This window comes from Pseudomonas sp. BP11-1-1, from assembly GCF_052112105.1.
In the GTDB taxonomy this organism is placed as follows: domain Bacteria; phylum Pseudomonadota; class Gammaproteobacteria; order Pseudomonadales; family Pseudomonadaceae; genus Aquipseudomonas; species Aquipseudomonas alvandae.
In genome coordinates this window covers 257,185-279,319 of record NZ_JAUTYU010000003.1, presented here as the reverse complement: position 1 = coordinate 279,319, position 22,135 = coordinate 257,185, and the positions used below count along the sequence as shown (strand labels likewise).

The window sequence follows — 22,135 nt, the reverse complement described above, 5'->3', positions numbered from 1 at the left end:
GTCATTCCTCGAAAATCGCCACGGCGCGGACGAAGCCGGCCGAGGCGTGCCTGATTTTGTAGGGGAAACAGGACACCTGAAAGCCATGGGCGGGCAGGCATTCCAGGTTCGCCAGTTTCTCCATCTGGCCGTAGCCGATGTCGCGTCCGGCCTTGTGCCCTTCCCAGATGATCGAGGCGTCGCCGGTGGCGGCGAAGCGTTCGCGCGTGTACTTGAACGGCGCGTCCCAGCTCCAGGCATCGGTGCCGACCACGCGTACGCCGCGCTCCAACAGATACAACGTGGCCTCGCGGCCAATGCCAACCCCGGCATCCAGATAACCTGGCTGGCCGAACAGCGCACCGGCGCGGGTATTGACCAGGACGATGTCCAACGGCTGGAGCACGTGTTCGATGCGCGCCAGCTCAGCCTGTACTTCGGCGGCGCTGACCACGTGACCGTCAGGCATATGGCGAAAGTCCAGTTTCACCCCCGGTTGCAGGCACCAGTCCAGCGGCAACTCGTCGATGCCGAACGCCGGCTTGCCGCCGTCCGTGGTCGAGGCGTAATGCCAAGGGGCGTCCATGTGCGTACCGCTGTGGGTGGTGATTTGCAGGCGCTCCGCCGCCCAGGATTCGTCGCCAGGCAGTTGCGCCTTGGCCAGGCCGGGAAACATCGCGGCCATCTCCGGCCAGCCTTGTTGATGGTCCATGTAGTCGATTTTCGGCAGCAACGGCGGCGGATCAGTGTAAGGGTTGTTGTCCAGGGTCACGGACAGGTCCACCAGACGGCGTTTAGTCGGTTGCATGATCGGTCACTCCAAGCGCCACCCGCCCCCGCGCACGACGCGCCGAGCCAGCAGGCTTCAAACTGTTACGTATCAAGGCGGCAGCCGAGCCGTCATGGCGAAAGCCAAGGGCCCGGGCCAGTGGGGTTTTCATCGCCGGGAAACTGCCGAACAAGGCTTGCAGCCCGGCATCCGGTAAGAAGCTGATCAGTCCGCGGCGTTCCTGGCCGTAGGCAGCGGCCAGGGCATCGATGAGCTGGGCAATGGACAGGTGCAACAACGGCAGTTGCCAGACACGTGAGCCGCCGAGTTCGGCGGTCGGCAGCTCGGCGGCTCGCAGCAGGTTATCGACGCAGCACCGCACCGACATCCACCACGCCTGCGCCTGCGGCGACACCGGGCAGCAATACGGCTCGCCCTGGGCAAACGCGTGCAGCAGATCGCTCATGAATGCCGAACGCAGGCCGTTGGGTTCACGTGGACGCGCGACGATGCCGGGCAGGCGCACGGCACGACCGTCCACCTCGCCGCGCCGAGCCAGATCGTTGAGGGCCGTTTCCACCATCACCTTGTGCGCGCCATAGCTTATTTGCGGGTGTGGCACGGCACGCTCATCCATGCGCGCCGGCAGGTCGCCGCCGTATACCGCCACGCTGCTGGCGTACACCAGCACCGGCACGCCAGGCTGTTCGCGCAACTGATCGAGCAACTCAAGGCTCGCCAGCAAGTTGACCTGATAGCCCAGTGAATACAGCTGCTCGGCCGCGCCGCCCGGCACGCTCACCAGGTGGAACACCACATCGATGCCATCGGCCAGGGCGCGACGCAGCAACGCGGCATCGGTGACGCTGCCACAATGACGGCGCACGCGCTTGTCGTCTGTAAAGCCCGCCAGTTCCTTATCCAGCAGGATCAACGCGCTGATGGGCTGGCCTCGCAGCTGATTCGTGTCGAGCAGGCGCTGCACAAGTGCCCGCCCGACAAAGCCGTTGGCACCGGTAATCATCACGCGCATGGGCGGTCTCCTCGGACGACACGCTGGTCTATCGCGCCAAAGACCGACTGCCCTTGCGCATCGAGGACGTCCATGCGCACCCGGTCGCCAAAGCGCATGAAGGACGTTTTGGGCGCGCCCTGTTCAATCATCTCCACGGCACGACGTTCAGCGATGCAAGCCGCGCCAACGCTGGGGTCGGCATTGGAAACCGTGCCGGAACCGATCACGCAGCCGGCCCTGAGACGCCGGGTCAGCGCTGCATGGGCGATCAACTGATGGAAGCCGAAATGCATCGCGCCACCGTGGGCATGCCCGAACCACTGGCCATTCCATTCAACCTTCAGCGGCAAGTGCACGCGCCCGTCGCGCCAGGCTTCGCCCAACTCGTCGGGGGTGATTGCCACCGGGGCGAAGCTTGACGAGGATTTGGCCTGGATAAACCCGAAGCCGGTCTTCATCTCCCGGGGTGCAAGTGCGCGCAAGCTGACGTCGTTGACTTGCACGATGAGACGGATATGGGCGAGGGCTTCTTGCGCCGAGCAGCCCATGGGAACTTCATCGACCACCACGGCGAATTCACCTTCGAAGTCGATGCCATGGGTTTCACTGGGCAGCACGATGTCATCGTGGGCGCCGAGGAAGTCATCGCCGCAACCCTGGTACATCAGGGGCGTGTGTTCGACACCTTCGATGGGATCCAGCGAAAACGCTTTCTGCATCCGCTCGCCATGGCTGAGAAACGATGAAGCATCCAGCCACTGCCAGGCACGCGGCAAGGGTGCGGCGGCTTGTTGCGGATCAAAGGCAAAGGCCCCGACCAGCGCGCCTTCGTTCAGGGCGTCATAGCGAGCGCGCAAAGCGGCCTCGACGCTCGGCCAATGCTCGATGGCCTCCTGCAGCGTCGCCGCGAGATCACTGGCATCCACGGCCCAGGCCAAGTCGCGTGATACCACCAACAGGCGACCGTCGCGGCTGTGATCCTTGAGAGTACTGAGCTTCATGCTCGTTCTCCTTGCAGTTCGGGGGCGAAGCGACCGTCGAGCAGCACGAAGAGCATGCGTGCCATCTGCTCGGTGCGATTGCTCCAAGCGTGATTGGTGCCGCGCTGCACGACGATGTCACCGCGCTTGAGGTGCACCTCTTCGCCATCGAGGACCAGCCAGACCTCGCCCTCCGTCACCACGCCGTAATCCAACGTTTCGGTGCGGTGCATCAGTTTGTGCGTGGAGTCCGCCTGGCCCGTACCGGCGTGGGCCTGGCCAATTTCGGCGAAGGCTGCCGCGGCATCCTCGGCACTGACCTGGTTCTGCACGCTGTCGGGCGGGATATCCACCACGCGGATGACGCTGCCCAACGGGGCCGGACTCAATTGAAGCGGCTTGCGGGTGGGGTCGTCGCCGTTGTCGAGCGTGGCCGGGCTGGCGCCGCTGTTCCAGATCTCGTGGAAGACCGTGCCGGGCACGGCCTTGAGCGGGAAGCTGTTCGGCGTCGGTCCGCTGAACGCGACCACCGCCCGCCCCTGGGCATCGTGCCCGGTGACCACGCGTTTGAAACCAGGAAGCTGTTGCATGTTCAAGTCCTCGATCTGTTGGTGGAACGTGCCAGCGGGTAAAAATGGATTCATGGGAAAGCCTTAAAGATCGAGCACCAGCCGCGCGCTCCTGGCGCGCGAGCAGCACGGCGTGAACTGGTCGTTGCGTGCTCGCTCGGCATCGGTCAGAAACATATCGCGATGCTCCGGCTCGCCTTCCAGCACCCGTGTCAGGCAAGTGCCACAGATGCCCTGCTCGCAGGACAACGGGATGTCGATGCCGGCCTCCAGCAGCACCTGGGCCACGCTGAGCGCGGCAGGCACCTGGAAGCATTGCCCGGTGCTTGCCAGTTGCACCTCGAACCCGCCCGCCTCGCTGGCCGGCGCAGCGGCAGCGGTAAAGTACTCACGGTGCAGCTGCGCCTCGGCCCAGCCCTGCGTGCGTGCGGTATCCAGCACATGGTCCATGAAGCCATTCGGGCCGCAGACATACAGGTGACGATCACTGGCCGGTGCGGACAAAACCCGAGCACTGTCGAGGCGCTGGATGGCCTCGCCATCGTCCAGATGAACATGCACGCAATGGGCGAACGCGCAATGACGGATGTACTCCATGAAGGCCATCCGCCCGGCCGAGCGACCGCAGTAGTGCAACTCGAAAGGCGCGCCGATCCGCGCCAGGCGCTCGGCCATGCAAAGGATCGGCGTGATGCCGATACCGCCCGCGAACAACACGCTGTACCCCGCCCCATGTTCCAGCGGGAACAGGTTGCGCGGCTCGCTGATGCGCAGCCGGCTACCTTCGTGGACCTGCTCGTGCATGGCCTGCGAACCACCGCGCGACGCCGGGTCGAGCAACACCCCCAGCAGGTAGCGGTGGCGTTCTTCCGGGTGATTGCACAGCGAGTACTGGCGCACCAGGCCATTGGGCAGGTGCACGTCGATATGCGAGCCGGCGCTGAAGGCAGGCAGCACGGAATCGGCGGCCGGGGCCAGTTCGAAGCTGTAGATGCCTTCGGCTTCGCGCCGCTTGCGAGTGACGATGACTTCGATCATCCCTTGGCACCCACAGGCTGCTCGGCAGCGATCAAGCGATCGAGTACACGCCGCGCGCGGATGGCGCCTGCATCACCGACCAGCAGGACCGGCTTCAAGTCCCAGAACGACGCATCGCCCATCATGCGCTGCTGCGCCTCAAGCATCGGCAAGTCTTCATCGGCAAAGGGTTGGTTGATCGCGGCCGCTTGCTCGTCAGCGAATCGCTCGGCGAACTCGCCCATTGCCTTGGGGAAACAAACTGAAAACCAGTAGTGAGTCGTGGCCTCGGTTTCCGGGGTGAACAGATGCGGAATCGGCGTGGAAACGCCCTGCTCCCTGGGGAGCCCTGTCGCCACCGCACCGGAAAACAACAACATGTTCGCAGGCGCATCCCAACGCACATCAATCCAACGGTCCACCGGAGTGCCCTGGGGAATGTTCCAGGCGGCGTAGAGAAATTCCGGCATGATTTCCGCGACGGTCTGGCGGTTGGACCAAACGGTGTTGCCCTCCTCCTGTACGCTGGTCAACGCGCTCTTGACGCCATCACCACCCAACGTTGACGGGTGCAGGAACTCGATATGACTCAGGTCCATGATGTTGTCGGTTTCCAGCACGTAGTTGGCTCGCGCGTGCAAATAACGTTTGCCGACATACCAAAGGTCTTCGTCCATGCAACTGAAATCCGGAATCAGCGTCGCGTCGGCCAGACCTGCATCGCCCATCCAGATCCACAACAGGCTGTGGCGCTCAATCAGAGGGTAAGCCTTGACCTTCGCCGCCTTGGGAATGGCGCCATCGCCGTGGGGGTTATGCATGCAGGTGCCGCTGCCATCGAATTCCAGGCCGTGGTACGGGCAACGCACCGAATCGCCTTTAAGCGTTCCCATGCCCAGGGGCGCGAAACGGTGGGGGCAGCGATCGGCAATGGCCTGGGCGGTGCCCTGGGTATCGCGAAAAAACACCACGGGTTCGTTGAGCAGGGTTCGTTGGAACAGCTCTCCGGCGTTGACCTCGGTTCCCCAGGCGGCTGCGTACCAGACGTTGCGTAGGAAGCTCATCGCAATACCTCTTTTCCAAAGCTTGATGACGGGTTGGCGTGCGTCGCCGCGCGCTCGGTTTCAATCAACCGACGCAGCACCCGCCGACAGCGCACGGCCCCGGCATCGACGGGCAGCAACACCGGGTTGAGGCCCAGCAAGTCAACCTCACCTATCTGGCGCTGCTGGGCCTCGACCATGGGTTTGTCTTCACCGGCGAAGATGCCGATCAACATGTCCTGGACGAAGGCGTTCAATTGCGCGTTGTCCTGCTCGAAACTGCGCGTGTTGGCGAAGAAATAATGGGTATTCGTCGCATCCTGCGGGGTCATCAGGTGCAGGTTCCAGGTCACCGGTCCCTCTTCCCTGGGGCGCCCTGGCGCGGTGGCGCCACTGCCCAGCAGCATCAGGCCAGGCGCGTGCCAGATGACTTCGGCCCAGACGTCTGCCCGGCTCGGATCTTCAAGGTGAGCGCCGAACGCCGGCGGAGGAACATCATCTGCGGCCCACCAACTGATGCGCACTCGATCGTTGGCCAGCTCCTCGACGGCGGCGCGGGTGCGTGACAACGCTCCGCCACCGAGCGTATCCGGGTGCAGGAAATCAACATGGCTCAGGTCCATGATGTTGTCGGACAGCAGCTCGTAATGCGCGCGTGTAGGCAGGTACCCGTGTCCCTTGGCATGGGTGGGCGCCTGCTCGAAAAAGGAAAAGTCAGGAATCAGCGCATCGCTGGCCAGGTGACGCTCACCCAGCCAGACCCAGATCGCGCCGTGGCGTTCAACGACCGCGAACCCGCGGACACAGGCCGCCTTGGGGATGTTTCCCTCGCCATGGGGGTTGTGCGTGCATTGGCCACTGCCGTCGAAACGCAAGCCGTGGTATGGGCACTGGATGCTGTCGCCAACAATCGTGCCCATGTGTAGCGGGGCAAAACGGTGCGGGCAACGATCGGCGAGCGCTTGGATCGCGCCCCGGCTGTCGCGAAAGAAGACCATGGGTTGTTCGACGATGGTCCTGCCCAGCATCGCCCCTGGCGCCAACTCGTCCGCCCACCCGGCGATGTACCAGGTGTTGAGCAAATAGCTCATATCGTTCTCCTCTTGTTCTTGTTCTTGTTTTTTTGGGATGTGGAATCAGCGATCAGGCTTTGCCGCAACCGCAGCGGGAAAAACCGACTCGCCGCCACGCAACCGAATACAGGCCACGGCCACCAGGAGTTGAACGCCGGCAACGATGCCCAGCGCGGCGGGCAAGGCGCTGGTCACCCCACCGGTGATCGCCAGCACCACCAGCGGGCTGACAAACTCCCCGGCGAAGAACATCGAGGTGAAACCACCGGCGGCGCGGCCGCGCTGCTGGAAGTCGACCTGGGCCATGATCCAGGTGAGCAGGGTCGGCATCATCAGGCCGATACCCAGGCCATTGATCAGTACGGCGATCACCACCCATCCATGGCTGTCGGCCACCGCCAGCAACCCACCGCCGATGCCAGCGGCGACGAAGGCCAGGAGCATCTGCCGGTGCGCCGGCACGCCACTGAACAGGCGGAAACTCAACGCGCCGACCAGTACGCCGAGCTGGCTGGCGCCCATGGTCAAGCCAATCTGCTGCGACCCTTCGACATGCAGCAGGTTGAGCAGATAACCAACTTGTACCGGCACGATGAACAGGCTCAATCCGGCAAGGAATGCCAGGCCATACAACGGTGCCAAGGCGCGCCAGGGAAACGTCGCGCCTGCGGCTTTTTTCGCCGCGACGTCACGCCCATGCGGCTCCCACAGCAGCCAGGCCATCAACGGCAGCAGCACCAGCCCCAACCCGTACAGCGCAAACGGTGTGCGCCAGCCGTACTCGCCCAGCACGCCGCCGATGGCAATGAAAATCGCCGCCGACAACGAGGTCGCGACCATTTGCAGGGCGAACATGCGTTCACGCCGCGCGCCGCTGTAGTAGTCGCCCATCATCGTGGTGCAACACGTCATGATCGCCGCCTCGGCCAGGCCGATGCCGGCGCGGCTGACGACGATCGCCTGCAACGAATCCAGCCAGAGCGGCAGCACCCCACAGACGGTGTAGAGGCACATCGCGCCGATCAGCAACGGCTTGCGTCCGAGTCGGTCGGCAATGATCCCGGCGAAAGGTGCCAACAGGGCAATCATCAGCGCCGGTAGCGTCAGGGCGATGGGAACCAGCACCGCGACGCCCGGGGTGTCGGCGAAGTGTTCCTGCATGCGCGGCAGGACGGGGGCCAGCAGCACCGCGCCGAGGACCGGCAGGCAGCTGCCGAGCAACAGCAACAAGGACTGCGGCAGCCGCGCCTGGCGTTCAACGTTCATCACGCACCTCCGGCGGTTGGGTCGCGCAGAACGCCACCCCGAAGGCGACCAGACCGGTTCGAAGCGCTAGCCAGAGATACTGCTGGAGCTGATAGATGCGAGGCATGGGAACGTCCTTTCTTATTGTCATGACGCAATGGGTTGGGCGCAGGGCGTTGCGCGTTGATCGTGTCCCGGGGTTTGCGGACAAAGGGCCTGTTGCAGGCAACCGCCCTCCTCGACCACGGCAGGCGTGAGCGCCAAGCTGGTCGGCGGGATGGGTTCAGCCAAGGTCTGTTCCCGACTGATCCGTTCGCTCGGCAACAGGAAGTGCGCCAGGGCCGGCAAAAGGACCAGGGCGCCGACCATGTTCCAGACGAACATGAACGCCAGCAGCACGCCCATGTCGGCCTGGAACTTGATCGGCGAAAACATCCAGGTGGCGACGCCGATCGCCAGGGTCACACCGGTCAGCATCACCACCTTGCCGGTGGACAGCAGTGCCCGGTAATACGCCTGCGACAGGCTGGTGCCCTGGCGCATGTGACCGAGCAGGATGCTCATCACGTACAGCGCATAGTCGACGCCGATGCCCACGCCGAGGGCGATGACCGGCAGGGTCGCGACCTTGACGCCGATGTCCAGCCAGACCATCAGCGCTTCGCAGAGGATCGAGGTGAGCATCAGCGGAATCACCGCGCACACCGTGGCACGCCAGGAGCGGAAGGTGATCAGGCAGAGCAGGATCACCGCACCGTAGACCCAGAACAGCATTTCCCGATTGGCCTGCTTGACCACGATATTGGTCGCAGCCTCGATTCCGGCGTTGCCGGCAGCCAGGAGGAACTGGACGTCGTTGGTATTGTTCGCCGCCGCGAACTGTTCGACATGCTCCACCAGGCGGGTCAGGGTTTGCGCCTTGTGGTCGGAGAGGTAGGCGTACAGCGTCAGCAGGCTGCAGTCTTCGTTGTAGAGACCGCGTGGCGCCCCGGCGGTGATCATGTTGAGCATCGCCTGGTTGTTCTGCAGCTCGTACCACTTCGGGCTGCCTTCGCTGAGGCCCACCAGCATTCGACGGTTGAGCAGCGCCAGGGAATTGGTCGAGTCGACACCCGGCAAGGTACGCAATTGCCAGTCGAGGGCATCGACCTTGTTCAGGATGTCATAGCGCGAACAGGCGCTGGCAGGCGTCTTGATCATCACCGCGAACAGATCGCTGCTCGCGCCGTAATGCCGGGTCAGGAAGGCATCGTCCTGGTTGTAGCGCGAGTCAGCACGCAGTTCGGGAGCGCCTGCATCCAGGTCACCCACCTTCAATTGCAGGCTAACCACGAAGCCGAGCGTCGCCAGCGCCAGGCTCAAGGCGATGCACAATGCCGCCCAGCGACGCTGGGTGAACAGATCGAGGAAGCGCCAGAATCCATGGCGATGTTGGCCGGCTTGCTCGGCGTGCTCGCTTTTCAGGCTCAGTCGCGCCGCATGGCCGCTGACCCCGATATAGGAAAGCAATATCGGCAGCAGGATCAAGTTGGTGAAGATCAGTACCGCGACGCCGATGCTGGCGATCATCGCCAGGTCCTGGATCACCTGGATCTTGATGATCATCAGCACCGCGAAACCGACCGCATCACAGAGCAGCGCGGTGAGCCCGGCGAGGAACAGGCGGCGAAAGGTGAAACGCGCGGCGACCACGCGGTGCATGCCGCGACCGATGTCCTGCATGATCCCGTTCATCTTCTGCGCCCCATGGCTCATGCCAATGGCAAACACCAGGAACGGCACCAGCACCGAATAGGGGTCCAGCTGATAATCCAGCAGCGGCAGCAGGCCAAGCTGCCAGACCACCGCCACCAGCGAGCAGAACACCACCAGCAAGGTGCTGCGAATGCAGCGGGTGTACCAATAGAGCACGACGGTGGTGATCAGGATCGCCACGGCGAAGAAGATCAGGATCTGCCGCAGGCCGGCGATCAGGTCACCGACTTTCTTGGCGAAACCGGTGATATGGATATCAACGCTGTCGCTCTGGTATTGGCTGCGCAGCGATTCCAGTTGTTGCGACAACCGGGTGTAGTCCAAGGGCCGGCCGTCGGGAGTGCGCTGCAACAGCGGGACCTGGATGATGCTCGAGGCCTGGTCGAATGCCACCAGCTGGCCGATTTCGTTGGACAGCTGCACATTTCGCCGCAAGGCCGCCAGGCTGGCGGAACCACCGTCGTAGTTATCCGGGATCACCGGCCCGCCTTCCAGGCCGGCTTCGGTCACGGCGACCCAGCGCGTGGCGGGCGTCCACAACGATTTCATGTAGGCGCGATCGACACCGGGCAGCAGGTAGATCTTGTCGCTCAACGCCTGCAAGGTCTTGAGGTAGTCAGCGTCATAGATCTCGCCCCGCTTGTTCACCACGGCGATGCGCAAGGCGTTGCCCAGCCCACTCAACTCCTGCTGGTGCTCAAGGTAGTTGGCAATGTACGGATGATGGGTGGGGATCATTTTTTCGAAACTGGCATTGAGCTCGACGCGGCTGGACTGCCAACCCAACACCAGCGTGGTCGCCAGGCACAGCAGCAACACCCACAGGCGATGATTGAACAATGCCCGTTCGAGCACCGAGCCGGAACGCGGATCGAAATCGTCGAACGCATTCGCAGGGGATTGGGGGAACTTACCAGGGGACGTCATAACCTCACTCCGAAGCGGCAGTGGCTGGCTGCGCAATACGCTGCAGCCCGGTGAAACCGGCAACGACCAGGCTGCCATCGGCGGCCTCGATCAGACTTGAAACAGGCTTGCCCAACGGCTTGCCAAATGGCAGCAGCACCTGCCCGCCGTTGCGAAACAGCGTGCCGGCCTGGTTGACCAGCAACACCTGACCGTCGGCCAGGCGGGTGGCGTCGTTGAAGGAAATCGGCACGGGAACGGACAGGCGCTGAAAGCTTGTGCCGGCATCGTTGGAAATAAAGGCGTTGCCCTTCAGGCCGGCGACGAGCAGCGCGCCATCGGCACGACTCTGGAGGGTGAAGAAACTGCCTTCGTAAGGGCTGTCCAACTGGCTGAACGACGTCGCGTCGTCGTCCGAGCGCGCCAGGTAACCCTGCTCGCCCGCCAGGAACCAACGCGGGCCCTGGCGACTGATGGCGTACAAGTGCAAGCCGTTCGGGTTGGCGATGCGCCCCATCAATGAATGCCAGGTCGCGCCGCCATCGGTGGTCTGCAGCGCCAAGCCATAGGCCCCGACGATCAACCCACGGTGTGCATCGATGAACTGGAGCGCCAGGAAGGGCTTGTCCGCCCCATCGGCGACCAGGCGCTCGGCACTTTGTACCCGTATCAGGGCGTCGTCCGGGTTGGCTGCCGTGGCCTGCTCGGCCTTGGCGGCCTCCAGTTCCAGCTGTGCCACGCGCACGCCGTCGAGCTGCAGCGTCCAGTGCTCGCCGCCATCGTGCGTCGTCAGCACCACGCCTGCGTGGCCGACCGCCCAACCCTGCTGCGCATCGACAAACTGCACCGCCGTCAGGCTGACCGACACCGGCACCGAAGCCTGGCGCCAGCTCTGCCCGTTATCGTCGGAAAACACCACCAGCCCGCGTTCACCTACGGCGACGAGACGTGTACCGGCGCGCGCCAGGTCGATCAAAACGCCTTTCTGCGCACCCGACACCTGCATGGCGGGAGTATTCAGCGGCACGTCCACGGCAGCCGTCCCGGCCAGGCATTCGCTCGCGGCGACGGGCAGGCACAGGGCCAAGAGCAACGCGCCCGCCTGACTGATTCTGTTCATAACCCACCTCGGAAAAACATTCATCCCCCAAAGGGCAGGCCGACAGGCCCGCCCCTGGCTCTCGGCCCGATCAACGCACGCCGCGACCCGCCATCGCCGCGGGCGAGAACTCCGAGGCCTTGTAGCGATCAACCGCGCGATACTGCTCCGGCAACCCGGCATAGAGGTTCTGGATAAACCACGCACCGGAAGTCAGGTCGTAGAAACCGGATGACAGTTGCACCAGGCCTGGCAGGTCGGGCAATACGGAAGGCAGCGACCAGAGGGTCTTGGCCAGTTGACCGCTGGCGTCCCAACGATCGCCGAGCAGGGCTTGCCAAGTGTCCTCGTCGAGGTAGTAGCGGCCCTTGGGCAACTGGTGGCGCTTGCCGGCGGCCACCGTCGACTCGACCACCCAGACGCGGTGCAACTCCCAGCGCACGTAATCCGGGTTCAGATGGTGCTTGCCCAACAGGTCCTGCGGCTGGGCAGCGTTCTGCACCTTGTTGGTGTTGTAGGGAACGTAGATTTCCTGCTTGCCGACCAGTTTCCAGTCGAACCGGTCCGTACGACCGCCCCACACACTCAACTCATCGAAGGACATGACCCCGGCGGTGGAAGGCGTCGGCGTATCACAGCAGGCGTTGGGCAGCGTGCGCACCCGGCGCTGGCCGCTCAGGTAGACATGGGCCTGGGATTTGTCGCCGTTGATGTTTTCACGCCCGAGGATCTGCTCGCCGGCACGAATCGCCGGGCCGAGGTTGACGAAGTGCACCAGCCAGTAGTCGCCCGAGTAGTTTTCAGGACCGCCCTCCTGGAAGTAGTAGGGCATTTCCTGGGTCAGCAGGCCGTCGCTGGTCATCACCTGGTTGCCGTCGGCGGTCATCAGATAGTGGCGAAAATGCCCCGCCACCGAAGTGCCGCGCCAGTTCAACACGTGGTTCCAGATGGCTTCGGTGCCGTTCTGCGGAATCGGAAACGGAATCCCGCCATAGGCACCGTCGGGAATCAGGCCGGCACTGCTGTTGATCAGTTTGGCCCGAGTCGCATTCTTGAAGGTGTTGTCGTAGACCCATTGCGGCGCGGCCGCCGTGCGCCGGGTCGGGTAGACATCGATGCGATAGGTCTCCGGGAAGCGCTTGAACAGCTCCTTGGTGCCGTCGCTGAGCTTGTCGGCGTACTTGGTCAGGTTCTGTGCAGTGATGCTGAACAAGGGTTTATCGGCGGCAAACGGATCGCTGCGCTTGGCGCCCGGGACATAGCCCGGCTCGACCTTGGTGTAGCCACCGTCCCAGGCCGGGATGCTGCCGTCGGCATTGCCAGCCTTCTCGGCACCGAAGGGCGTCAGGGTCTTGCCCAGCGCGGCGGCTTGTTCGGCGCTGGCGGCCAGGGCGATCGGCGCGGCGGCAGCCAGCAGGGTTAAGCACAAGGCCTTTAGAGTGAACTGAATGGTCATGCGCGAATCCTCTTAAAACGTGGTCTTGACGGAGAAAGCCAGGTAATCCCGGTCCTTCAGCGACTGCTTGTAGTTGAACTGGTTGGCGGCGTTGAGGCTGGTATCCTCGGGACCGTAGAAGTGGGTGTAGGTCAGCCCCACGGTCACTTGGTCCAGGTAGGTGGCGGAGACGCCGATGTTCATGTCCCCTCCCCGATCCGGCCCGAACCCACTGATCACCGCCGACTTGCCCATGGGGAAATAGCTGATGCCCACCGGCACGCTGATATCCACGCCTGGGAAGAACTGGCGATAGGTGGGTGTGTAAACCAGCTTCAAGCCCAGGCCGTCATCGGTGGCGTTGGGGTCCAGCGCGGCACGATTCCTGGTCACGGCCAGCAGGCGGTTCCAGGCGACCTCGCCCACCAGGCTGGCTTCATTGGAAACAAAGGAAGGGCCCAGCGAGGCCAGGACGTTGAGGTTGACGTGGGCCGTGCGGCCGACGGCGTAGAGGGCGTCATCGTTGTTGTCCGCGTCGACGCCCGGCAGGACGGTCTGGGCGTTGGAGACCAGCGGCATGTTCCAGCGCATCGACGCTTCGCCGGCAAAGCTATACTCGTTCACCGACGTCGCGAAGCTGGCCCCCAGGACCCGGATATCTTCCGGGTAGACCCAGGAGTATTCGCCGACCTGCCCGGTGCTGAAGTTCGGCCCGGTGGCATTCGGCTTCAAATACAACGTCGGGGTTTTCTCGTGGTACTGCAGCGCGTACAGGCCGTAATCCGTCGTCCCGGTGTTGTACTTGAGCTGCAGGCCGCCCTGGCCGGAGCTCCTGGCCTTCTTGTCCTTGCCATGGAAAAACGCCGCCGGGCTGTTGGCATTGCCGCCCAGGAAATCCGGGAATGGCCCGCCTGTGATCAGCCGTTCATTGCCATCGCCGATGGTATCGCTGGTGGAGAAATAACTGCCGGCGCCCGGCAAGCGGGTGGCCTCCCACTCCAACTGGTAGAAGGCGCCCAATGACACATCGTCGGTCAGTTGGTACGCGGTGGAGAGCTGGTTGACCGGCCGGGTGATTTCCTTGAACTGCGTGTTGGGCACCGACTGCGCCTTGACCACGTCCACCGGCGCCATGGCCCCGGCAATCCCGTTGCCGCCGAAGAACAGGCTCTCGCCCCAGATCAGGCCGTGGCGCCCCGCGCGAACCGACAACGTACGGTCGGCCAGCTCACCGTTCCAGTAGACAAAGGCGTCCAGCAGTTCACCGTCGCCACCGTGCAATTGCTGGGTGTCGTGGGTGAATTCGTCGAAGCCCACCGACCGTTGGTTGGCGCTGGCCGCGTCGTTGTTGTCGTTGCGGTCCTGGTACACGGTGTCGTACCAGGCGGCGCCGCTCAGACGGGCACCGAAGTTGTGAAAACCGATGTCCAGTTCGGAAAGAATGTCCAGGCGATTGGAGATCAGCCCCTTGCCGAAGTTATGGTCGCCGTCATTCTGGTTCAGCGCCGTCTGGCCCTCGCTGAGTTTGCTGCTGGGATCCTTCAGCCGCCAGGCCGCGCTGTACTTCAGCGTATTGTCCCAACGCAAGCTGAGGTCGGGATTGCCGGTGTCGATCTGGAAGGCCTGGGCAGCCGAAGCGCCCAGTCCCAGGCTCGCAGCAAGGGTCAGGGTAAAGGGGACGCGCCGCGACGCAGCGATCTTGCGAGTAGCCATCGAAGTAACCCTCTTATTGTTTTTTTTGTATGTCAGTTCTTCTGGTAAAACCGTGCCGCAATCCAGCCAGGCCTACCGACTGTTTTTGCACGCATTCGCTGCCGGGTTGTGTTCACTTTCTCGGCAAAGCAGGCGTTTGACTAATCGCATGTAGGGATACGATGTATCAGAAACCGCGATACATTCATGACCCCGCAGGCACCTCCAGTTGGCCGGCTTCGAGCACCAGCCAATCAGCCTCCGCGTGCCATTGCAGAGCACTCAGGCTTTCGCCCAGGCACGGCCCGTAGACGCACAAACCAGTGTCCGGAAGGAACCTGGCACCGTGGGCGTAACAGATGACCTGGCGGCCATCGACGCTGAGAAAACGGTCCTTGCGGTACTCCAGGCGCACCTCCAGATGCGGGCAACGGTTGCGATAAACCCGCACCTCGCCGTCATGGCGCAGGGCAAACACGCTGTCTTTTCCGGTGCCCAGAGGGTCGAACCCGCGGGACTGCCCTTCGACCAGTTCATCCAGGCGACACAGCACCATCGCTTCATGACCCATGGACGAAATCCGCACTCAGGCCTGCTTCGGCGGCGGACCGCTCGGGAACCATTTTTCCCGGGAGGTGAACAGGAACAGCTGCGAGTTATCCGCCGACAACGAAGCCTGGCGCGCTTGCCAGTCGTCGTCGTGCTTGTCCATGTCGGCGTCATATTCGATATGGCAGCCCAGTGGGCTGTTGAAATACCAGAACCAGTTGGAGCCGAAGAGGTGGCGGCCCGGGCCCCAGAAACTGGTCCAGCCTTGCTGTTCGAAACGCCGGCCCGCCAGCAGCACTTCCGTGCCGCTGCCCAGGTGAAAGGTGAAGTGCTCGCAGCCCTTCATGTGCGGCGGGGTCTGGATCATGAACAGACAGTGATGGTCATCGGAACCGGCCGGACGCATGAACGGGCCCGCGCCAACGAAAGCATCCGTGGTCACGAAGCCCAGGCGCTTGTAGAAGGCTTCGGCCTTGACCGCATCCGGCACGAAATACACCACGTGGGACAATGTGCGTGGCAGGGCCTGCATGTCCGGGTTGACTGCCGGCTGGTTGACCGGACGCTGGGGAGCATGGCCCGGTGCGTTGGTCAGGTCGGCGGGCGCGCTGTACGGGCGTCGCACACTGACCTGGAAACCAATGGCGAAACCCATGTCGTCCACACTGTGCACGGAACCATCGGCACCGCGAGTCACCAGGCGGTCGCGCCCCAACTCATCGGCGATGGCCTCGAGATCCGCCACGCCGGCCACGCCATAGACGGTTTCACGAATCGAGGGTGCAGGCCCGATGGCCGCTGGCAAACGGACGTCATCCGCCCGACGGATAATCACCGCCGTGCCGTCGAGCGCTTCGAAACGACCGCCCTCGCTGTCGACATCGACAGGTTGCAGACCGTAGTCACGCAGGCAATGCGTACAGGCTTCAATATCGTCGACGCCAAAAATCAAGGCATCAAGACCGATGATGTTCATGGTTACCACTCCGTTGTAATTATTCGCATGAGGCCAGCACCCGCTCTCAAGGCTGCAGGCTATGCGCTGCCGAGCCGGGTCCTGGAGTCGGCAAGGCCTCACGGTCGGCCGACTGTGGGCCGATACTGAAGGGGTAGGAATTCACTGACTAATCGCTTGTCGGGATGCGACCTATCGGCAAATGCGATACCTGGCTGCGCCGCACAAGCGGCGGGGAATATCGAATCGGCGATACTCGATTCGCCCGCTTGCGGGACTTGACGCCGCGATAGGAAGGTCGGAATGTATTTACAAAATAAATACAAGAATCGAGACCGCCATGCGTTTCAACCACCTGGATCTCAATCTCCTGGTGGCGCTTGATGTGTTGCTGGAAGAGCAGAACATCACCCGCGCCGCCGAACGCCTGCACATGACTCAATCCGCCACCAGCGGTGTACTGGGCAGGCTGCGCCTGTATTTCGAAGATGAACTGCTGGCGCAGGTCGGGCGCAAGATGCAACCCACGCCCTATGCCCGGGAACTGGCGGCGCCGGTGCGTGAAATATTGCTGACGATCCAGTCCTCGATTACCGCCAAACCGGTCTTCGATCCAGCCACCAGCAAGCGCCACTTCCGCTTGATCACCTCGGACTACCTGATCAGTGTCCTGTTCGCCCGGGTTATCCAGAAGATTTCCCTGGAAGCCCCGCACATCACCTTCGAGCTGCTGGGCCCCGGTGACACCTCCACCGAGCTGCTGATGCGCGGCGAAGCGGACATGATGATCGTGCCCGAGCACTACCTCATCGAAGGCCACCCGTCGCAGTTGCTGTTCGAAGAAGAACACGTTTGCGTTGTGTGGGATGGCAATACCCTGGTGGGCGACAGCATCACGCTGGATCAATACATCGAGATGGGCCACGTCTCCGTGATTTTCGGCCGCAACCGGCAACTGAGCGTCGAAGAATGGCTGATGAGCCAATACGGCCTCACCCGCCGCATGGAAGTGGTGACCCACGACTTCAATACCCTGCCACAACTGATCGTCGGCACCCAGCGTATCGCGACCATGCTCCAGCGAATGGCCAGGCTCTACGCCAACTACCTGCCGCTGCGCATCGTGCAACCACCGGTAAAGATCCCGGTGATGCGTGAGTTCATGCTCTGGCACCGCACGATGGAAGGCGATCCGATGCACCGCTGGCTGCGGGCGAAAATCAGCCAGATCATCAACGAACTGGAGCAGTAGCGACCGCCCGCTGCTTGAGCTTTTTGTTGGCGTGCGGCCCCTGGCCCCAAACCGATGGTGCACGCCCCCTCCATCGCCGTTCGCAATACCTCCCATCCCGACTCGCGATTGGCCAAACAACTGGCCTCCCCTTAGCCTGCTTCGAACTGTCAGGCCTGGCGATCCTCGCTCCGGTCCTGGCCGCCTGCATTTGCTTGCATAAGGACAACAACAATCATGTTTCGCTACTTTCCAACCAACTACGTGTGGAACCTTTCCGTCGACCTGGCCATTGAAATGGGCGCCCGCATCGGCGAAATCGAGGAAATGTGCGCGCCATTGCAAGAAGCCGCCAGGCAGCCGGATGCCGCCGGCAGCCAGGCTTTCCGTGAAACCTGGGCGAACATGGCCGACAAGCTGTGCGGCTTGGCAGAAGAAGATGAAGGCAAGGGACGGATGTTATCCGCCGGTGAAAAGTACAACCGCGCCGCCACTTATTACCTGAGCTGCGAACGCCTGCAGGCCCATGGTGCGCCGGGCCGCACGGAGCTTTACCAGCGATTTCTACAGACCTTCCAGCGCGGCATCGAATTGTCACGGGAAAACTGTGAGCGCGTGGAAATCCCCTACGAGGGCAAACACCTTTCCGGCCTGCTGGTCCGTGCCGAAGGCGTCAGCGGCCCCGCGCCAATCCTGGTGCAGGTCAATGGGCTGGATTCCACCAAGGAAATGAAATACCGCGTCGGCCTCCCCGCCTGGCTGGCGAAACGTGGCGTGTCGTCGTTGATCATCGACCAGCCCGGCACGGGCGAAGCACTGCGCCTGCATGACCTGACGGCACGTTTTGACAGCGAACATTGGGCCAGTCGCGTGGTGGACTGGCTGGAAACCCGCGACGATATCGACGCCAGACGCATTGGCCTGGAAGGCGTGTCGCTCGGTGGTTATTACTGCCCGCGCGCCGTGGCCTTCGAGCCGCGCTTTGCGTGCGGTGTGGTATGGGGCGCCAATCATGACTGGCGCGACGTGCAGAAGCGTCGCCTGGAAAAGGAAGGCAGTTTCCCGGTGCCGCATTACTGGTCCCATGTGTCCTGGGTCTGGGGCGCCAAAGACACGGACCAGTTCATGGCCATCGCCGAGCAGGTCCATCTGGACGGCATCCTGGATCGCATCAAGGTGCCCTTCCTGGTGACCCATGGCGAGAAAGATTCACAGATCCCGTTGAAGTGGGCACACCGCACGTACGACCAGTTGGTCAACAGCCCGAAACGCGAACTGAAAATCTTCACCGAACGCGAGGGCGGCGTGCAGCATTCGAGTTTCGACAACAGTATCAATGCCGGCCAGTACATTGCCGACTGGGTGGCTGAAGTGCTCGGTGGCCGTACGGCATGAGCGGCGTCTGACGAGCTACTACGATCAGGCCCTGGCGGGCCTTTGTCCGCCTGAGCCTGATCGAATCAGAACAGCCAGCCCGACTTATCAGTCGAACTTGATCAAATCCTTGAAGATCAGCTTACCCCAGCTGTTTCCACGCGCCTGTACAAGCATTCCTCCTTCCGAAAGCCCACCCAGCCTGATGGGGGCGAACCCGAAGTTCTCCGCAAGCGCACCCACCTCTTCCGCTGCGCGCTCATCGTCGCTCGCCAGGAACACCACTCTCCTGCCGCCCTGTACCGTCGGCTCCTGTTCGAGAACGCTGGCGATCAAATGGTTGAACCCCTTTACCAGCCGCGCCCCCGTGAAGGCCTGCTCGACCACCTTGGAAGAAGGCAAGCCCCGAGTTCTTCCGGGGATACGCCATAGGCATTGGTCACATCGATGATCGTCTTGCCCTCCCAGCTCGGCAGCGCCTTCGCAACATCCCGGTGCGACTCGTAGCGAACAGCCAAAAAAAGGACGTCCGCGTTGACCGCCTCCGCCAGCCGTTTGGGAATGAGCCCCGGGCCGATCGCGGCCGCTTCGGGCGAATGCCTTGGCAAGCGCCTGGCCAATCTTGCCGAAGCCGATAATTGCGTAGCTCATGGATGGTTCCTCGGGTCACTGCGCCCTGCGGGCTCCGGATTTCGAATGGAGCGACTGGCCGGGCGCGAAAAATCAGATTTGCGCCAGGCCGCCATCAACGGCAACTTCGCTGGCGGTCATGAAGCTGCTGTCTGCCGAGGCGAGGAAGGCGGCAACGGCTCCGATTTCTGCCGGATCGGCCATGCGCTGGAGCGGGTTCATCGAGGCGAAGACCTTCATGCCCTCCTCGCCCAACGCTTCCTTGGCCAGCTCGGTCGCCGTCGGCCCAGGCGACAGCACGTTGACCCGAATACCGGTGCCCTTCAAGTCCTCCGCCCAGGTCCGTGCAAGGTTGCGCACGGCTGCCTTGCTCGCGCTGTAGACGCTGAATGCCGGGGCGCCGGTCAGGATGATCGGCAAGTGTAAACCGCTGGTCCTGTTTTTTCTGCGCAACGGCCCGAAGCGCTACGGCGAACTCAAGCGCCTGATCCCAGGCGTCAGCGACAAAGTGCTGATCCAGCAGTTGAAAGACCTGGAAGCCGACCGCGTCCTGGCACGGACCGACTACAAGGAAGTGCCGCCACGGGTGGACTACGCACTGACTCCGCTGGGTTGCAGCCTGGCCGAAGCAATCATCCCCCTGTGCCCATGGGGAACCGAACATGCGGCGGAAATGGCAAGCATCTTCGCCGAACGCGACGCGTTAGCTACGCCAGAGCCCCAGGAATCGCTAGATCCACAAACTGCCTGAGAGCCGTCATCTGCGGCTGTTCCAGGGACGCGGCGGTCGTTACTTCCCGATCCCCATCAACAGGTCGAAAAGCAATTGCGCGACCGGGGACAGTGTTCGCCCGCGGCGTGATATCAGCCCCAGGGTTCGGCTGATTGCGGGATTCGTCAGCGGGCGCGTGACCAAGGTCGCATGCCCTTCCGCCGGCATGGCCAGCTTGGGCACCACACCCACGCCCAGCCCCGCCTCTACCAGGCTGACCAGCGCCGGAACATGCTTAACCTCACAGAACGACCGGGGCCGGATATCGCGGTTGGCGAGCGCCTGGTCGATGAGGAAACGATTGCCGCTGCCCTGCGCGAGGCTGATGTAGTCCACCGTCGTCAGGTCGTCCCAGGTCAGTGACTCGCGTTCGGTCAGTGGATGGCCGACTTGCAAGGCGACGACAAACGATTCCTCCAGCAACGGCTGGAACACCACATCGGCATCCTGGGTGCCGATGTAGGTCAGGCCAAAATCCGCCTCCCCCCTGGCCACCACCGTCAGGATCGCAGACGACGACTCATCGATGACCCGTACCCGGATTCCCGGGTATTTGGCGTGATATTGACGGATGACGTCCGGAAGGAAATACGCCACCGCCGAGGGTACGCAGGCGATGGTGACTTCCCCGGAAAGCCGGTAGGCCAGGTCGTGAAAACCAATCAGCGCATTTTCCACTTCGTTCAGCACATTGCGCGCGCGGGGAAGAAAACCACGGCCGATGGTGGAGAGTTCCACTCGACGGGTGGTGCGCTCGAACAACTGCACGCCCAGGGCCAGTTCAAGCTTGTCGACCCGACGCGACAGCGCGGATTGCGACAAATGCAGCGCCTGGGCAGCCGCGCTGAAACTACCCAGATCCGCTACGGCGAGAAAACCGCGTAAATCCGCGAGATCAAAATTCATGCGTTTCCCTCATAGATCCAACTTTTATTTGCATTTCTCTTTTTAATCAGCGCCCGGCAACCTGTCAACTCAGTCGAATCCATGAGTCATTTCCATGCACAACAAAAACGAATCCGCTGATGTTGCCCTTGAAGACCTGCGCGAACTGGGGCGTCTTGCCTTCCAGGGCTTGGGGCTTGCGCCAGAAGCCGCCGAACAGGTTTGCCAGGTGTTGGTGCTTGCCGACTTGTTCGGCTTGACCACCCACGGGCTGAGCCGCATCGAGTCCTATGGCGAGCGCCTCGAGTCCGGCGGCATCAGTGCCGCAGCCGAGCCGACTGTAGAGGCGCTTGCCCCCGCCATCGCACGGGTTGATGGGCGCAATGCCGTCGGCCCATTGGTTGGCATGACAGCCCTGGAGGCCGGAATGAAGATCGCCCGGCAGTTCGGCATCGGCCTGGTCCTGGCGCGCGGCAGCAATCATTTCGGCCCCGTCTCGCCCTATTCCTACATCGCGGCCGAGCAAGGTTTTGCCAGCATCATCGGCAGCAACGCGACCACTACGATCGCACCTTCGGGCGGTAGCGACGCACGCCTGGGCAACAGCCCCCTGGGATTCGGCGTACCGAATCCGGATGGCAATCACTTCATGCTGGACATGGCCATGAGCGTCGTCGCGCGGGCGAAGATCCGCAACGCCCTCGCCCGCCAGGAAAGCATCCCGGACAACTGGGCAACGGACGTCAGCGGCAGGCCCACCACCGATCCCCGTGCGGCGCTGGACGGCTTCCTGTTACCCATCGGCGGTCACAAGGGCTACGGGCTGGCGCTGGTGGTTGATTTGCTGGCGGGGTTGCTTTCGAACGCGGCCTATCTGACCCACGTGAAATCCTGGGTCGATGCGCCGGATGAGCCGCAGAACCTGGGGCACTTTTTCATCCTCATCGATACCGCACGCCTTGGCTCCGCTGGCTGGCTGCAGGAACGCATGCGCGACTTCGCATCGATCCTTCACCAAAGCCCCCCCATCGAACCCGCGTCGCCGGTCATCGTTCCGGGGGAGATCGAACTGAAGAAGATGCGGCGCTACTTGCATGAAGGCGTGCCGGTGGATGCCGCCACCCGACGGCTGTTGGATCAATACGCAAGTCGGGTGGCCTGA

20 protein-coding genes and 1 pseudogene are annotated in these 22,135 nt (G+C 62.8%); 4 read left to right on the top strand and 17 right to left on the bottom strand.

The genetic code is table 11. The features are described from left to right. Position 1: 1 nt before the first annotated feature. The 14 genes from Q7C33_RS08005 to Q7C33_RS07940 form a co-directional block, all read right to left on the bottom strand. Positions 2 to 787 (bottom strand): cyclase family protein, encoded by a 786-nt coding sequence (locus Q7C33_RS08005; RefSeq protein WP_030141671.1) that lies wholly within the window; start codon positions 785 to 787, stop codon positions 2 to 4. Then, complete coding sequence (locus Q7C33_RS08000) at positions 774 to 1,781, bottom strand: NAD-dependent epimerase/dehydratase family protein (RefSeq protein ID WP_030141672.1); 1,008 nt, start codon at positions 1,779 to 1,781, stop codon at positions 774 to 776. Before Q7C33_RS08000 ends, Q7C33_RS08005 begins: the two co-directional genes overlap by 14 nt. Continuing rightward, a complete protein-coding gene (locus Q7C33_RS07995; RefSeq protein WP_258647564.1) occupies positions 1,772 to 2,764 on the bottom strand; it encodes a fumarylacetoacetate hydrolase family protein in 993 nt (330 codons plus the stop codon). Before Q7C33_RS07995 ends, Q7C33_RS08000 begins: the two co-directional genes overlap by 10 nt. Then, positions 2,761 to 3,333 (bottom strand): cupin domain-containing protein, encoded by a 573-nt coding sequence (locus tag Q7C33_RS07990; RefSeq protein ID WP_407683296.1) that lies wholly within the window; start codon positions 3,331 to 3,333, stop codon positions 2,761 to 2,763. The genes Q7C33_RS07995 and Q7C33_RS07990 overlap by 4 nt, the downstream gene beginning before the upstream one ends. A gap of 63 nt (positions 3,334 to 3,396) precedes the next feature. Continuing rightward, positions 3,397 to 4,350: a PDR/VanB family oxidoreductase gene (locus tag Q7C33_RS07985; protein ID WP_407683151.1), complete on the bottom strand. Its 954-nt coding sequence runs from the start codon at positions 4,348 to 4,350 to the stop codon at positions 3,397 to 3,399. Then, entirely contained in the window at positions 4,347 to 5,393 is a 1,047-nt protein-coding gene (locus tag Q7C33_RS07980) for a Rieske 2Fe-2S domain-containing protein (protein WP_407683150.1), read from the bottom strand. Before Q7C33_RS07980 ends, Q7C33_RS07985 begins: the two co-directional genes overlap by 4 nt. Further along, positions 5,390 to 6,463, bottom strand: a complete 1,074-nt coding sequence (locus Q7C33_RS07975; protein ID WP_198795845.1) for an aromatic ring-hydroxylating dioxygenase subunit alpha — start codon at positions 6,461 to 6,463, stop codon at positions 5,390 to 5,392. Before Q7C33_RS07975 ends, Q7C33_RS07980 begins: the two co-directional genes overlap by 4 nt. A gap of 45 nt (positions 6,464 to 6,508) precedes the next feature. Continuing rightward, positions 6,509 to 7,711: an MFS transporter gene (locus Q7C33_RS07970; protein ID WP_030141678.1), complete on the bottom strand. Its 1,203-nt coding sequence runs from the start codon at positions 7,709 to 7,711 to the stop codon at positions 6,509 to 6,511. A 126-nt stretch (positions 7,712 to 7,837) separates the two neighbouring features. After that, complete coding sequence (locus Q7C33_RS07965) at positions 7,838 to 10,372, bottom strand: efflux RND transporter permease subunit (protein WP_030141679.1); 2,535 nt, start codon at positions 10,370 to 10,372, stop codon at positions 7,838 to 7,840. Positions 10,373 to 10,376: 4 nt separating this feature from the next. Further along, positions 10,377 to 11,471, bottom strand: a complete 1,095-nt coding sequence (locus Q7C33_RS07960) for a WD40/YVTN/BNR-like repeat-containing protein (protein ID WP_407683149.1) — start codon at positions 11,469 to 11,471, stop codon at positions 10,377 to 10,379. Positions 11,472 to 11,541: 70 nt separating this feature from the next. After that, positions 11,542 to 12,906: a DUF1329 domain-containing protein gene (locus Q7C33_RS07955; RefSeq protein WP_030141681.1), complete on the bottom strand. Its 1,365-nt coding sequence runs from the start codon at positions 12,904 to 12,906 to the stop codon at positions 11,542 to 11,544. A 12-nt stretch (positions 12,907 to 12,918) separates the two neighbouring features. Beyond that, entirely contained in the window at positions 12,919 to 14,598 is a 1,680-nt protein-coding gene (locus Q7C33_RS07950; RefSeq protein WP_198795841.1) for a DUF1302 domain-containing protein, read from the bottom strand. A 184-nt stretch (positions 14,599 to 14,782) separates the two neighbouring features. Continuing rightward, positions 14,783 to 15,148 (bottom strand): Rieske (2Fe-2S) protein, encoded by a 366-nt coding sequence (locus Q7C33_RS07945; RefSeq protein ID WP_030141683.1) that lies wholly within the window; start codon positions 15,146 to 15,148, stop codon positions 14,783 to 14,785. A gap of 15 nt (positions 15,149 to 15,163) precedes the next feature. Next, positions 15,164 to 16,102: a VOC family protein gene (locus Q7C33_RS07940; RefSeq protein ID WP_030141684.1), complete on the bottom strand. Its 939-nt coding sequence runs from the start codon at positions 16,100 to 16,102 to the stop codon at positions 15,164 to 15,166. A 319-nt stretch (positions 16,103 to 16,421) separates the two neighbouring features. On the opposite strand from Q7C33_RS07940, the gene Q7C33_RS07935 reads away from it, so the two are divergent. Further along, the gene (locus tag Q7C33_RS07935) at positions 16,422 to 17,333 is read left to right on the top strand and encodes a LysR family transcriptional regulator (RefSeq protein ID WP_030141685.1); all 912 of its coding nucleotides are present in this window, start codon (positions 16,422 to 16,424) and stop codon (positions 17,331 to 17,333) included. A 216-nt stretch (positions 17,334 to 17,549) separates the two neighbouring features. After that, on the top strand, positions 17,550 to 18,707 hold the full coding sequence (locus Q7C33_RS07930) for an alpha/beta hydrolase family protein (protein ID WP_407683148.1): 1,158 nt from the start codon (positions 17,550 to 17,552) through the stop codon (positions 18,705 to 18,707). 87 nt (positions 18,708 to 18,794) lie between these two features. On the opposite strand, the gene Q7C33_RS07925 is transcribed toward Q7C33_RS07930, so the two are convergent. Together Q7C33_RS07925 and Q7C33_RS07920 are read right to left on the bottom strand one after the other, a co-directional pair. Then, a complete protein-coding gene (locus Q7C33_RS07925) occupies positions 18,795 to 19,337 on the bottom strand; it encodes an NADPH-dependent F420 reductase (protein ID WP_442095324.1) in 543 nt (180 codons plus the stop codon). A gap of 72 nt (positions 19,338 to 19,409) precedes the next feature. After that, positions 19,410 to 19,721: pseudogene (locus Q7C33_RS07920) on the bottom strand (SDR family NAD(P)-dependent oxidoreductase); the annotation flags it as partial. Positions 19,722 to 19,725: 4 nt separating this feature from the next. On the opposite strand from Q7C33_RS07920, the gene Q7C33_RS07915 reads away from it, so the two are divergent. Next, positions 19,726 to 20,067: a winged helix-turn-helix transcriptional regulator gene (locus tag Q7C33_RS07915; RefSeq protein WP_407683145.1), complete on the top strand. Its 342-nt coding sequence runs from the start codon at positions 19,726 to 19,728 to the stop codon at positions 20,065 to 20,067. 39 nt (positions 20,068 to 20,106) lie between these two features. Here Q7C33_RS07915 and Q7C33_RS07910 read toward each other — a convergent pair whose 3' ends face one another. Next, complete coding sequence (locus Q7C33_RS07910; protein WP_030141688.1) at positions 20,107 to 20,994, bottom strand: LysR family transcriptional regulator; 888 nt, start codon at positions 20,992 to 20,994, stop codon at positions 20,107 to 20,109. Positions 20,995 to 21,088: 94 nt separating this feature from the next. On the opposite strand from Q7C33_RS07910, the gene Q7C33_RS07905 reads away from it, so the two are divergent. Beyond that, a complete protein-coding gene (locus Q7C33_RS07905) occupies positions 21,089 to 22,135 on the top strand; it encodes an Ldh family oxidoreductase (protein ID WP_198795838.1) in 1,047 nt (348 codons plus the stop codon).